Below are 13,143 nucleotides of genomic sequence, written 5' to 3'. Positions count from 1 at the left end.
TGTTTTCCGCTCCGTTTCCGGCGCTTCGTTCATCCAACTCGCTGGTGTCTTCTGCGGCTTGACGCCCCGTCCGACGTTTCAAACTCTAGCCGATCTCCACTCCGAAAAGCGAATCGACCGCAATCCAATAAAACGAGCACACCGATATACACACCGGGCCTCGCTCGCACATGGCAAGCCGACCCGGCCCGAACCCGGGACGTGGTGTTTCGAAAGGATTGGCCGCCCCGGGACCGTCCGCGCCGATGCGTGTCCGGTGCTCCCTGCCGAGCGACTGGCTGACAGTACCCCTACTCAGCGCCCGAAACAAATGCCCAGCCCAGGGCGCGCCCGCCAAGGCGAGCACGGACAGACCGTGCTCGACCTCGGCGGACGCACCCCCTACGAAACGCGACGCGCAGGGTCAGCCGACGGCGCCGAGGATCGGCGCCCAGGCGGCACCGGTGAGTGCGGCCACCGCCTGCTGCTCGGAGAGCGGAGGAGCGGCACGGGTCGGCTTCGGCGTCTCGGCGCCGGTGCCGCCGCCGGTGCTGTTCCACTGCACCATCTGAAGCTGCGCGCCGGTCGACTTCAGGGTCACCGTCACCGTCCAGCGGCGGGCGGTGTCGGGACGGACCGGGTGCGCGGCCGCGTTCTGCTGGAACATCACCAGGGCCCCGCCGGGAATCTCGGCGCTGCTCGGCAGCTCGCTCATCTTGCAGGTGTCACCGTCACGCTTGGGCTGCCACTCGCAGCTCAGCCCGTCGCCGTCCTTGAGCGGCAGCTGGAGCCGCACGGCCGAGACACCGACGAAGGCGGCGCCGTGCCCGTCGTCGAGGACCAGTCCGCCGTTGGCGACGCGCCCGTTGGACGGATCCGAGGGGTTGTTGCTCTGCCCGCTCTCCGCGCTGAACCGGCCGCCGGGGAACGTCGCCTCCAGAGCCTGGATCATCTGGGTGTCGGTGATCGCGGAACGCGGCATCGCCATCGCCGCCACCCTGATGTCGGATCCTTCGGAGTGCATCCCGGCGAGCACGTCGGGGATCACCAGGCCGGCCGCCGCGATCACGGTGCAGGCGCCGACCCCGGCGATGACGCCGGCCGTGCGCCGACGCCGGCGGCTTCGCCCGCGCTGGACGGCTCCGCGCATGAGCGTGGTGAGGTCTGGTTCGAGGGAGTCGGTCGTGCGGTCCAGGGCGTGTGCGAGGTCTGCTTCGAACGGCATGCTGGCGTCACCTATTTCTGTCGCTGATGGGGGCTTCGTGGCGATTTCGACCTGCGCGCACCGATGTTCAGTGCGGAACCAGGTCGGACAGGCTGTCGCCGAGCAGGGCACGCACCCTGCCGAGCGCCCGGGTGCCCTGGGAGCGGACCGCGCTGCTGCTCAGCTTGAGCATCCGGGCGGTCTCCTCGATGCTGCGGTCCTCCCAGTAGCGCAGCAGCAGCACCGCCCGGTCGCGGGGCGGAAGTTGGCCGAGCGCGTCCAACAGGGTGAGTCGCAGTGCGGTGTCGGGGCCGGCCGCCGCGCTGTCGGGCATGTTCCCGATGGGGCGCTCGCCGCTGCTCCGTCGACGCCGCAGGCTGAGGAAGGTGCGGACCAGGACCGTCTGGGCGTAGGCGGCCGGGTTGTCCGCCTTGGCCACCCGCTTCCAGTGCACGTACACCCGGCTGAGGGTCTCCTGGACCAGGTCCTCGGCAAGATGCGCGTCGCCGGCCGCGAGGACGTACGCGGAGCGGTACAGCGCCTTCGCCCTCGCCGCCACGAACGCCAGGTACTCATCCTCCTGTGCTGATTTCACTCGGTTCCCGCCTGTTCCCTTGTCCTGTGATCCCCGTGCATACCCCTCATGACTACGTAAGGCGTCAGCATGTCGCGCGGGCGGGGCACCTTCTTTTTTTTCACCGCTGCCGCGTCGGCCGCCCTCTACGGACACCTTCGTCTCCCCTTCGTCTCCCCGCGGCCGACCCCGCGAGAAGCAGCCCCGGCCAGCGGTGATGCGGTCGGTATCATGCGCCCGGGGGTTCGTTTGCAGGCAGAGGGGAACGGTCGGTGGGTGGGTTGCGGTTCACGGTGCTGGGACCGATACGGGGGTGGCGGGACGGCGGCGAACTCGCACTCGGGTCGCCGCAGCAGCGGAACCTGCTGCTCTCGCTGCTGCTGAGGGCCAACCACCCCGTGTCGACCGGTCAGCTCGTCGACGACCTGTGGGGCGAGGAGCCGCCCGCCAAGCCCGTAGCCGTGATCCGGACGTACGTCCACCGCCTGCGCCGCGTCCTCGGGCCCGCCCCGCTGACCTCGCTCAGCGGGGGCTACCTGCTCACCGTGGATCCCGGGGAGCTGGACACCCACCGCTGCGAGGAGCTCGTCGGCGCGGCGAAGGAGCTCAGCGGCGCCGGGGAGCACGCCCGCGCCGCCGCGACGCTGCGCCTGGCACTGGCCCTCTGGCAGGGCGAGCCGATGTCCGGACTCTCCGGCCCCTATGCCGAGCGGCAGCGCGGCGAGTGGACCGAACGCCGGGTGACCGTCCTGGAGTCGTGTCTGGAGGCCGAGATCGAGGCCGGACCGTCCGGCGAGGCCGTCGCCGAACTGACCGCGGTCGCGGCCGAGCACCCGCTCAGGGAACGGTTCTCCGAGCTGCTGATGCTCGCCCTCTACCGGGCCGGGCGGCAGGCCGAGGCCCTGAGCGTGTACCGCGACACGGACCGGCGGCTGCGGGCGCAGCTCGGCGTCGCCGCCGGGCCCGGTCTGCGCGAGTTGCAGCGCCGGATCCTGGTGGCCGACACCGCCCTCGTGGCGCCCGCGCCGCCCCGGCCCGACACCACCACCACGGCCCGCCCGCCGTACCACGCGCCGATCCGGCCGACCCAGGTACCGGCCGACCTCGCCGACTTCACCGGCCGCGAGGCGCAGACGGAAGCGGTGCGGGCCGTCCTGCTCGCGCCCCGCACCGTGCCCGTGGCGACGGTGTCGGGCCTGGGCGGCATGGGCAAGACGGCCCTGGCCGTCCATGTCGCGCACGGCCTGGCCGCCGACTTCCCCGACGGCCAGCTCTACGTCGACCTGCACGGGGCCGACGGCCGCCCGACCCCGCCCGAGGAGGTGCTGGGCGCCTTCCTCCGCGCCCTCGGCGTGCCGGCGGAGGCGCTGCCCGCCGGGCTCGCCGAACGCTCCGCCCAGTTCCGCTCGCTGCTCTCCGGCCGACGCGTGCTGATGGTCCTCGACAACGCCCGGGACGCCGAACAGATCAGGCCGCTGCTGCCCGGCCGGCCCGGTTGCGCCGTGCTCGTCACCAGCCGGGCCAGGCTCGGTTCACTTCCCAACGCGCACGTCGTCGAGCTGCCGGCCTTCGCCCCGGAGGAGGCCCTCGACCTGCTCGGCCAGGTGGTCGGCGGGCAGCGGTTGCGGGCCGAGGCGGACACGGCCCGGGAGCTCGTGCGGCTCTGCGGTCACCTCCCGTTGGCCGTGCGCATCCTCGCCGCCCGCCTCTCCTGCCGGCCGGGCTGGACCATGGCCCGGCTGCTCGACAAGCTGTCCGAGAATCGTCGCCGGCTGGACGTGCTGCGCACCGAGGACCTCGCCGTCGAGTCGGCGTTCCGCTTCGGCTACGACCAGCTGACGCCCGACCAGGCCCGGGCCTTCTGTCTGTTGGCGGTGCCGGACGTGCCCGACCTGTCGCCGGGCGCGGTCGCGGCGGTGCTCGACCTGCCCGAGCACGAGGCCGAGGAGCTGGCCGAGTCGCTGGTCGACTGCTCGATGCTGGAGACCGCGCCGCCGGACCGCTACCGGTACCACGACCTGCTGCGTGCCTTCGCCCAGCGGCTCGTCCCGGAGACAGCGGCCGACGTCGAGGCCGGCACGGGCTCGGCCCCGGAGGCGGACCGCCCGGCCGCCGTCCTCACCCGCCTGGTGATCCGCCAGCACGCCGAGACCGTCGCGGCCCTCGGCCCGGCCGCCACCCGCGCGGCCCTGACCGGCGCCGGTGCACCGTACGCTCCCGACTGCCGCGCGGTGGCCCGCGGTCGCGGCGAGTACCACGGCATCGGCGCTCTGGTCGGCCAGTACGCCGGGCTCCCCCGGCCACCCCGGCTCGATCTGGTGGCCGAACTGCTGCTCGGGGGCAGCCTGTTGTGCGAGACCGGCCAGGCCGCCCGGCCGCTGGGGCACGCGGCCAAGGTCCTGCTCCAGGCCGCCGTCCGGCAGGGCGACCGAACGGCCGAGGTCAGGGCCCGGCTGGTGCTCGGTCGGCTGCTGACCGAGGTCGGCTCCGAACCCGCGGCCCTCGGCGAGCTGATCAGGTCCCGCGACCTGTGCATCGCCCACGGCCTGCCGGGGCCGCTGCTCGCCCTGGCCCACGCCTCGCTGGCCGCCCTGTTCCTTCAGGTCGGTCGGCCGGGCGACGCGGTCGACGGCTTCGCGGCGGCGATCGCGGTCTGGGAACGGCTCGGCGACCGGCGCTCGGTGGCGGGCGAACTGCTCAACCTGGCCGGTGCGTTCACCGAGCTCGGCCGGCCCGAGGCGGCGGTCCGCGTCGTCGACCAGTCCCTGCTGATCTGCCACCAGCTCGCCGACCACGAGCTCCAGGCGCTCGCCCTCGACTCGTTGGGGACGATCGCCCACGATCGCGGCGAGTTCGAGCAGGCCCTGCGCCACCACCGCGGCGCCCTCGCCCTGCTGCGGCCGGACGACCGGCGCCGGACGGGCCGCACGCTCCTGCGGCTCACCGAGTCGCTGCGAGCCGTCGGCCGCGGCGACGAGGCGGTGGAGGCGGCCGACCGGGCGGTCGAGGTGCTGACGCTCGACGGCGACCGCCGCGGGCGGGGGCTGGCCTTGGCGGCGCTCGGTGACGCGCTCGCCGACCGCGGCGCCGCCGAGGACGCGGCCCGGGCGTGCCGGTCGGAGGCCTACGACATCCTGGCCTCCATCGGCTCCCCCGAAGCCGACCGGCTGCGCGCCCTGATCGGCCTCGGCGGGGCCGCCGACCGGCCCCGCCGGCAGTGGCCGTCCTGGCTGCCGGCGTGATCCTCCCCTCGCCCCGGGGGTGTTCGGCTGGCGGGCCGACGGCTCAGCGCAGCTCCCACACCTGGTTCTCCGCGTTCGAGCAGGCCGCCACCCTGACGTAGTAACCGGCTCCGTCGGACGTCAGACAGCCCTTGGTGGCGCCGTTGACGATCTGGTAGCCGCCCCGAACCTGCGTGAAGGACCAGAGCTGGTTGTCGGTGAACGGCGGGCTCGTCCAGATCTGCACGCGCCCGTCGCCCGTGTCCAGGTCCAGCACCTTGGTGTAGTTGCTGGAGGCGTTGCGCAGGAAGTACTTCCCCTCGAAGACCTTCTCCAGCCGCCACACCTGGGCCGACGTGCCGTTGACGCTGAAGGTGCCGACTCGGTTGCCGTTCTGGTCCCCGGAGTAGGAGTTGTCCAGCGCGCCGCCGACGCTGGCGATCTGTGCCTGGGAGGGCAGCTGCGGCTGCGGTTTCGGCTCCGGTGTGGGCGGCGTGGGCGGCGCCGACGTCGCGGACGGTGTGGGCGTGGGCGGTTCGTGGGAAGCGGGCGGGGACGGGACGGCGGAGGTCGGCGCGGGCGGGGCGGGGTTCTGGCCGGCGGTGGGCCCCGTGGAGGCCGGAGCCGGCACACCGGGCTGGGACGGGGAGGCGGAGGTCGGCGCGGGCGGGGCCGGGTTCTGGCCGGCGGTGGGCGCGCCGGAGGCCGGAACCGGCACACCGGGCCGGACGGGCCCGGCGGAGGTCCGCCCGGCGACCGGCTCGGGCTCGGCGCCGGGCGTGGGGCTCCCGCCCGCTTCCGGTCCGGCCGACGGCACCGGGGCCGTCGGCTCGGCGGGCTGCTGTCCGGCGGGTTGGCGGTCGGCTGCCACCGCCGCGGGAACGGCCGGGCCCGAGAGGCCGGCCACCGGGCCCGCGACGGCGGCGGCGTCCGGCGCGCCGTCCTCGTCGGACCGGATCACCGTCGCGCCGGAGGCCCCGACCACGCAGAGCAGCGACAGCGCCGTCACCCCGATCAGCCCGCGCAGGCGGAACCTGGCCCACGGTGCGCGTCCGGCGACCGGCCGGGGCCCGACCGGAGCCGGCGGCGCCGTCTCCTCGGCCGGTGCGAGGGCGTCCCGTACCGCCGCGGCCATCGCCGCCGCGTCGGGCCAGCGCTCGCCGGGATCCTTGGCCATCGCCCGCTCGACCAGCGCCCACACCGGCGCGGGCACGTCCTCCGGAAGCGGCGGCACGGGCTCCGTCAGGTGCTTGAGGATCAGTTCGAGGGCGGTCTCCCCGTCGAAGGGGAGCTTGCCGGCGAGGCATTCGTAGAGGACGACGCCGAGCGCGTAGAGGTCCGCCGAGGCGGTGACCGTCCCGGTGGAGGCCTGTTCGGGCGCCTGGTAGGCGGCGGTGCCGAGCACCATGCCCGGTACGGTCAGCCGGGCGTCGCAGCCGGGCCGGGCGATGCCGAAGTCCGCGATCACCGTCCGGTCGCCGCGGACCATCAGGTTGGCCGGTTTGATGTCCCGGTGGACCACCCCGGACTCGTGCGCGGCCTCCAACGCCTCCAGCACCTGGAGCGCCATCCGGAGGGTCTCCTCCACCGGCAGCGCGCCGCGGCGCTCCAGCACGGCGCTCAGCGGTTCCCCGTCGATCAGCTCCATGACCAGGTAGCCGACCGAGGGCCGCCCGTCCACGGCGCTGTGCCCGTAGTCGTAGACGCCGACGATGCCCGGGTGGCGCAGCTGCGCCATGACGCGGGCCTCGGCGTGGAAGCGTTCGGCGAAGCCGGATTCGTCCAGTAGGGCCGGCTTCACCACCTTGACCGCGACCCGGCGGCCCAGGACCTCGTCCTCGGCGAGCCACACGTCGCCCATCGACCCGCCGCCCAGCAGGTCCACCAGCCGGTAGCGGTCGGCGAGCACGGTGCCGCGCATGATACTCCCTGAATCAAGCCCGAGGACCGGAGCGAATCCGGAGACCGGCCCGGTTCCATGGGCGCACCTTGGTCCGGGGCGCCCTCCGAGGATCATGACACCGGCAAAACAACTACTGGCTGTCCATCATATGAATCACGATCGACTCAAGCCATTCCCGCCCCATGCCCCACCCCACGCCCCCGCGTCTCGACGGCCGCGTTGACGCAGCCGACCGGGTGGGGTGTCAGGCACACTCCCCCGGCTGCGACCGGTCACCGGTCACCGGTCCACTCGAAGGAACGCCGTCGTCGAGCCTCGCGGAAGCCGTCGGCGGGGAGGCGGCTCGTCCTCGGTCCCGGACGGCCGCGGAGCAGGCCGTCAAGGCCTCCCGAAGCGCCGGACCGACTTCTCGCGCTTCTCGCGCCAAAGGTTCGTAGCAAAATTACCTGTCACTGGAATGCAGGTCACCAGGCCTTTTCGCATCGCGCCCCCGGACCGGCCGACCTAGCGTGGTTCGCGGCGCTCCTCCCCGACATTCCTCGCCGCACGCGAGCCATGGGACTGAGCCTCAGATCCGCCCGAGCACAGCTTCGGCGGCACACGAACAGATGAATTCAGAAAGGCTCACGCATGGGCTTCAACCGTGTCGACGCGGTGATGGCCGTTCCCGACAAGCCGAACCAGCTCTGGGTGTTCTCCAACACCGACTACCGGCGCGTCGAAATCACCGTGACGAGCAGCCACCCGTACCCGGACAAGCTCATCCTCAAGGGCACCATCCGCGAGGACTGGCCCAGCCTGTCGGACTTCGCGAAGATCGACGCCGTCATGAAGGTCCCGGACGGCAGCAACGAGTACTGGGTCTTCTCCGGCGACCGGTTCGTGCGGATCAACGTCGCCAACGGGGAGCCGCACAAGGACACCAAGACCTACGGTCCGGCGCCGCTGAGCGAGTGGGAAGGCCTCACCAAGGGCTGACGGCCGCCTCGGGTGCCCGGACCGCACCGGACCCGCCGCATCCCAGCGCTGGACGCCCGGCCGGGCCGCCCCCGGCCGGGCGTCTCACGTACCCGTACGTGCCCCGAGCCGTCGGTCCCTTCGTCCACCCCACCTCCCCCGCCCACGTTCGCCCGCTCCGATCGGAGACCTGCCCATGGGTCAGTTCGTCACAGACGTCAACGTCCTGGTCGCCTACGACGACCCGGTGCGGAGTCCGTTCCACACACCCACCGGGTGGGAGTGGATCGACGTCGACCTGAACAAGGGCGCGCACGGCGCCTACCTGTACCTCGTCTTCGAACGGTCCGCCGACGACCGGCCCGTCACCGGCATCCGCGTCCTGAAGGACGACGAGAAGCCGCCCGCCGGGTACCAGAAGCTGCCGGTCGACCTCAACAGGGGGACGCCCGTACACGGCACGGCCCTGTTCCTGGCCGTCACCCGCCAGGAAGGCGCAGGCCGGCCCGTCGTCGACCTCACCGTCACGCACTGGAAGGACGGATCGCAGGAGATCCCTCCCGAGACGGGCTACACCCGCGTCGACACCGATCTCAACAAGGGCGCCAAGGGCGACCTCATCTACCTCGACTACCTCCGGGCCACCGAGAACGCACCCTCCGGTTCGCCCGCCACGCCGGACCAGGAGAACGCGTGAACACTCCCCACTCCCCGCAGAGCGCTCCGTCGCTGCCGGACTCGCTGCTGAAGGCCCTCAAGCGCAAACCCCGCCCCGGCGGTCTGAAGGCCATCCGACACGTGGTCTTCCTGATGCAGGAGAACCGTTCCTTCGACCACTACTTCGGCAGCAACTTCCGAGGAGTGCGCGGGTACGACGACCGCAACCTCGTCACGTTCCCCGGGACCGACGGCCGCACCGTCCTCGACCAGCCCGACCCGGACCACCCGTCCACGCCCCGGAGGCCCTACCAGCTCAGACCGGACCAGGGTACGGCCGAGCCGGCGGCCCACACCTGGCCCACCGGCCACCAGGCGTGGAACAACGGCCGCTACGACCAGTGGATCAAGGCCAAGGGGACCGTCACGATGGGCTACTTCGACCAGCCGGAGGTCGTCGGCACCTACCGGGCGCTGGCCGAGCGGTTCACCGTGTGCGACGCCTACCACTGCTCGGTGATGAGCGAGACCACCTCGAACCGCAACTACCTCTTCAGCGGATTCGGCGGCTGGGAGCCCGACGGGTCGCGGGTCACCGGATCGGCCGCGCACGACCGCGAGAACCCCGATGCGACCTACGCGGGGGACCGGACGCCGGGCTACAACTGGTCCAGTTATCCCGAGATCCTGGAGGGCAACAACGACCCCTTCGGCTCCGACGGGATCAGCTGGCGCGTCTACCAGGGCTGGGACAACTACTACGACAACAACCTGGACTTCCACGCCGAGTTCAAGCGGATCTTCCAGACCGTGCTGAAGACGGCCAAGCTCGACTACCTGAGCCTGTACGACTTCTACAAGGATCCGAAGCGCGTGCGCCCGGAGGACGTGGAGGCCCTCGCCAAGGCGGTCGCCGACCTGCCGCCGGCCGACCGGAGCCTCTACGACCGCGGGCTCTTCCGCTGCCCGCCCCCGCCGGACTCGAAGCAGAACCCGAAGAACTACCGCGACTTCGTCTACGCGTTCGCCCAGGACGTGGCGGCGAAGAGGGTCCCCCGGGTCTCGTACCTGGTGCCCTCGGACGCGGACTCGGAGCACCCGGGCGACGGCGGTTCGGCCCCCATGACCGGCGAGGAGGTCGTCGCCCAGGTCCTGGACGTCATCGCCTCCGACGAGGACATGTGGGACTCCACCGTGCTGTTCATCAGCTACGACGAGAACGACGGCTTCTTCGACCACGTGCCGCCGCCGGTGCCCCCGCAGGGCGTCGACGACGAGTACGTCGGCAAGGAGCCCATCGGCCTGGGCATGCGCGTGCCGATGATCGTCGTCTCCCCGTGGACCGTGGGCGGCTACGTCAACTCCCAGGTCTTCGACCACACCTCACAAATCCGGTTCCTGGAGGAGTGGTTGGGCGTACGGCAGCCCGCCATCAGCCGCTGGCGGCGCACCGTGGCCGGCAACCTCACCTCGGTCTTCGACTTCGACCGCACCGGCGACCCGCCACCGCAACCCGCCGACCCCACCCGGCGCCTGGCCCGCCCGCTGCCGTACCAGCCGGACGCCCACGGCGCCCTGGACCAGAAGCAGGGCGCGTTCGTCCTCCAGCCGACCAACACCGGCGCCGCCGCCGTCCACCTGACCCTGTACGACAACGTCGGCACGTCCGGCGCCTACGACGCCCCTCGACACTTCGACGTGCTCGGCACCACCACGCCCGCCACCAAAGTGCCGGTGCGCGGAGGAAGTTACGACTTCTACCTCACCGGCCCCAACGGATTCCGCCGCGAGTTCGCCGGGAAGGCCGCCGGGGCCGCAGCCGAAACCTCCGTGGCCACCGCCATCGCCACCGCCCCGAAGCGCGTTCTCACCCTGACGATCACGTCGCCGAGCGCCACGCCGCAGACCGTCACCGTGGCGCCCCGGCACTACAGCACCGCGAAGGCGCTGACCGGGACCGTCGTCACGGGCAAACCCCTCGTCCTCGCCTGGGACACCGATGCCGCCGACGGCTGGTACGACCTGGACCTCGCGATCGCCGAGGACGCGTCCTTCCGCCGCCGCCTCATGGGCCACGTCGAGAACGGCCGGCCGAGCATCAGCGGCTGAACGGCGAAGAGGCCGGCGCCGGGGCGCGGCGCCGGCCTCTTCGGGTGTGAGGCGTCCTACCGGCGGCCGCGGGCCGGTGCGGGGTTGAGCTTGGCACTGAGCACCGACAGGAAGGTCGGGAGCCTGTCCACCGCGGTCTTGGGGACGGGGGTGACCTGGACGGTGTCCCGGACCACGTCCTGCACGACGAGCTTGTAGGTGCCGCCCTCCTCGACGAGTTCGGCGGCGTAGAGCAGTGTTTCTTCCACCAGTGATCCTCCGGTTGTCTGTCGTACGGCGGGTCAGGAGCCGTTGAGCCAGGCGCTCCACGCCTTGGTCGCCTGCTCCTCGTCCGCTCCCTCGGCGAACAGGTGGTGGCCCAGCCAGATCGGCCAGTTCCAGGTGCCGCCGTTGAAGAACCGGTACAGCGCGTCCGGGCCGCGCAGGCCGATGAAGTCGGGGCTGAGCCAGTCCACGACGACCGCCTCCGGGCCGCCGTCCGTACCGGGGACGTGGAGTTCGAGCCGGTCGCCGACGGCAGCGTCCTCGGCGAGGCCGAGGCGTCGGCGCAGGGCGGCGAAGTCGGCCGGGTCGGCGGTGGGTTCGGGGCGCTGGGCCTTGACGTAGACGGCGGGGCGGCCGCCGAAGTGCCGCAGGTACTCGGCGAGGCCGTGCTGGTAGAAGTGGACGTGCTTCTCGGCCGCGTCCGCCTTGGTGTCCCAGGTCGCGTCCCAGACGCCCTCGTGCACCCAGTGGATTCCCATCCGCAGGTGGCTCGTTCCGCTGTCCACCGGCTCGATCCGGTAGCTGAGCGTGTTGGAGAACTCGTCGCCCAGGGTCGCCCGGACGGCGAAGTGGCTCGGCGGCTCCCACACCACGACGGTGCTGTCGGACCGGGTGGCCTTTCCGCCGACGCGCGGCTCGACCTCCATCGGGTACAGCCAGCCCAGGTTGCCGGCGCCGGTGGCGACCGCGGCCCAGACCTGTTCGGGTGTCGCGGGCAGGTCCTGTTCCTTGCGGACCTCGAACTCTCGGGTCATGGTCGGTTCTCCTTCGTCGTCGGTCGGGTGTCAGTAGGTGAGCGGGAGGGCGCTCAGCCGCCGTTGCAGCGGGTTGGGCCGCCATTCGAGGGCCGCCCCGCCGGCGGCTTCGTCGGCCAGCCGCAGCTGCGGGAGCCGGCGGACCAGCGTGCTGACGGCCACCTCCACCTGGAGCTTGGCCAGCGGGCCGCCGAGGCAGAAGTGCGGTCCGTGGCCGAAGCTCAGGTGCCGGTTGCCGGGGCGGGTCAGGTCGAGCCGGTCGGGGTCCTCGAAGCGCTCGGGATCGCGGTTGGTCGCACCGAGGAACAGGTACGCCAACTCGCCCTCCCGCAGGGTCCGTCCGCCGATCTCCAGGTCCTCCGCGACGACCCGGACGATCGCCTGGGTCACCGTGTCGTAACGGGCCAGCTCCTCGACGGCGCCGCGGATCAGCCCCGGGTCCTCGCGCAGCCGGGCCAGCTGGCCGGGGTGGCGCAGCAGGGCGAGCACGCCGTTGCCGACCAGGTGGGTGGTGGTCTCGTCGCCCGCGGTGATCAGGACGAAGCAGGTGGACAGCAGTTCGGAGTCGGTGAGCCGGTCGTCCTGCGCCTGCGTCGCGACCAGGGCGCTGATCAGGTCGTCGCCCGGTTCGCGCCGGCGCTGCCGGATGAGCCCGGACAGGTACTCCTCGTACTGCCCGATCGCCTCCTCGGACTTGTCGATGTCCTCGCCCAGCCGGCCGAAGCGGCGGAACCAGGTCTTGACCTGCGGGCGGTCCTCGGGCGGGATGCCGAAGAGCTCACAGACGACGGACATCGGCAGCGGGGAGGCGACCGCCTCGATCAGGTCCATGGCCGGGCCCGCCGCGAGCGCCTCGTCGATGAGCCGGTCGACGATCCGCTGGATGCCGTCGCGCAGGGCTTCGACCCGCCGGGCGGTGAACGCGCGGTTGGCGAGCTTGCGCAGCCGGGCATGGTCCGGCGGGTCGGTGTTGGTCATCACCCGGCCGAGCCGGTCGGTGAGCCGGCTGAAGGCCTTCAGGTCGCCGCCGAGCGCGCCGTAGGCGCGGGTCATCCGGTCCCGGTCGTTGGACAGCCGCAGGTCTCCCAGGGCCGCCTCGACGTCGGCGTACCGGGTGAGGTGCCAGATGCCCTCGGCGCTGCGGTGGACCGGGCTCTCGCGCCGCATGCGGGCGTAGAACGGGTACGGGTCCCGCCGGGCCTCGGGGGTGAGCAGGTCCGCGGCGAAGTCGTGGGGCGGGGCGAGGCCCGCCCCAGGGCGGGCCTCGTCCGTGGTGTCGGTCGCATTCACAACGGGCCGCGTTACCGCTGGGCGTCCATGGCGTCGGCGAGGCTCCTGGGCCGCATGTCGGTCCAGGACTTCTCGACGTACTCCAGGCAGGCGGCGTTGGTGTCAGGGCCGTGGGCGACGGTCCAGCCGTCGGGGACGTCCGCGAACTGGGGCCAGAGCGAGTGCTGGTTCTCGTCGTTGACGAGCACGAGGAAGGTGCCGTCCTGGTCGTCGAAGGGGTTGGTCATGGG

Annotated in this window: 11 protein-coding genes; 4 read left to right on the top strand and 7 right to left on the bottom strand. The window is 72.3% G+C overall.

All coding sequences use genetic code 11. The annotated features are described in order from the left end of the window. Positions 1-403: 403 nt before the first annotated feature. Together ACIP37_RS34855 and ACIP37_RS34850 are read right to left on the bottom strand one after the other, a co-directional pair. Positions 404-1,204, bottom strand: a complete 801-nt coding sequence (locus tag ACIP37_RS34855) for a hypothetical protein (protein WP_363632660.1) — start codon at positions 1,202-1,204, stop codon at positions 404-406. 67 nt (positions 1,205-1,271) lie between these two features. Continuing rightward, positions 1,272-1,778: a SigE family RNA polymerase sigma factor gene (locus tag ACIP37_RS34850; RefSeq protein ID WP_363587258.1), complete on the bottom strand. Its 507-nt coding sequence runs from the start codon at positions 1,776-1,778 to the stop codon at positions 1,272-1,274. A gap of 272 nt (positions 1,779-2,050) precedes the next feature. Between ACIP37_RS34850 and ACIP37_RS34845 the strand changes: the two genes are divergently transcribed. Continuing rightward, entirely contained in the window at positions 2,051-4,999 is a 2,949-nt protein-coding gene (locus ACIP37_RS34845) for an AfsR/SARP family transcriptional regulator (RefSeq protein ID WP_400812237.1), read from the top strand. 43 nt (positions 5,000-5,042) lie between these two features. Here the strand turns inward: ACIP37_RS34845 and ACIP37_RS34840 are convergent, their stop codons facing one another. Further along, complete coding sequence (locus ACIP37_RS34840; protein WP_363632664.1) at positions 5,043-6,899, bottom strand: protein kinase domain-containing protein; 1,857 nt, start codon at positions 6,897-6,899, stop codon at positions 5,043-5,045. Between the two features lie 612 nt (positions 6,900-7,511). On the opposite strand from ACIP37_RS34840, the gene ACIP37_RS34835 reads away from it, so the two are divergent. From ACIP37_RS34835 to ACIP37_RS34825, 3 genes are all read left to right on the top strand, one after another. Then, positions 7,512-7,859: a hypothetical protein gene (locus tag ACIP37_RS34835; RefSeq protein ID WP_363587261.1), complete on the top strand. Its 348-nt coding sequence runs from the start codon at positions 7,512-7,514 to the stop codon at positions 7,857-7,859. A gap of 175 nt (positions 7,860-8,034) precedes the next feature. Next, positions 8,035-8,535, top strand: a complete 501-nt coding sequence (locus ACIP37_RS34830) for a hypothetical protein (RefSeq protein ID WP_400845164.1) — start codon at positions 8,035-8,037, stop codon at positions 8,533-8,535. Beyond that, positions 8,532-10,604: an alkaline phosphatase family protein gene (locus ACIP37_RS34825; protein ID WP_400812233.1), complete on the top strand. Its 2,073-nt coding sequence runs from the start codon at positions 8,532-8,534 to the stop codon at positions 10,602-10,604. The genes ACIP37_RS34830 and ACIP37_RS34825 overlap by 4 nt, the downstream gene beginning before the upstream one ends. 56 nt (positions 10,605-10,660) lie before the next feature. On the opposite strand, the gene ACIP37_RS34820 is transcribed toward ACIP37_RS34825, so the two are convergent. Genes ACIP37_RS34820 through ACIP37_RS34805 form a run of 4 tightly spaced genes read right to left on the bottom strand, consistent with a single transcriptional unit; the run spans position 10,661 to position 13,140 of the window. Continuing rightward, on the bottom strand, positions 10,661-10,852 hold the full coding sequence (locus tag ACIP37_RS34820; protein WP_244293816.1) for a hypothetical protein: 192 nt from the start codon (positions 10,850-10,852) through the stop codon (positions 10,661-10,663). 33 nt (positions 10,853-10,885) lie between these two features. Continuing rightward, positions 10,886-11,623, bottom strand: a complete 738-nt coding sequence (locus ACIP37_RS34815; protein ID WP_400812231.1) for an SRPBCC domain-containing protein — start codon at positions 11,621-11,623, stop codon at positions 10,886-10,888. 30 nt (positions 11,624-11,653) lie between these two features. After that, entirely contained in the window at positions 11,654-12,913 is a 1,260-nt protein-coding gene (locus ACIP37_RS34810) for a cytochrome P450 (protein WP_400845161.1), read from the bottom strand. A gap of 11 nt (positions 12,914-12,924) precedes the next feature. Continuing rightward, positions 12,925-13,140, bottom strand: coding sequence for an MbtH family protein (locus tag ACIP37_RS34805; RefSeq protein ID WP_363587266.1), 216 nt, complete (start codon positions 13,138-13,140; stop codon positions 12,925-12,927). Positions 13,141-13,143: the final 3 nt, after the last annotated feature.

It is taken from the genome of Kitasatospora sp. NPDC088861 (genome assembly GCF_044750105.1).
Taxonomy (GTDB): Bacteria; Actinomycetota; Actinomycetes; order Streptomycetales; family Streptomycetaceae; genus Kitasatospora.
This window is presented reverse-complemented; position numbering and strand designations above follow the sequence as displayed.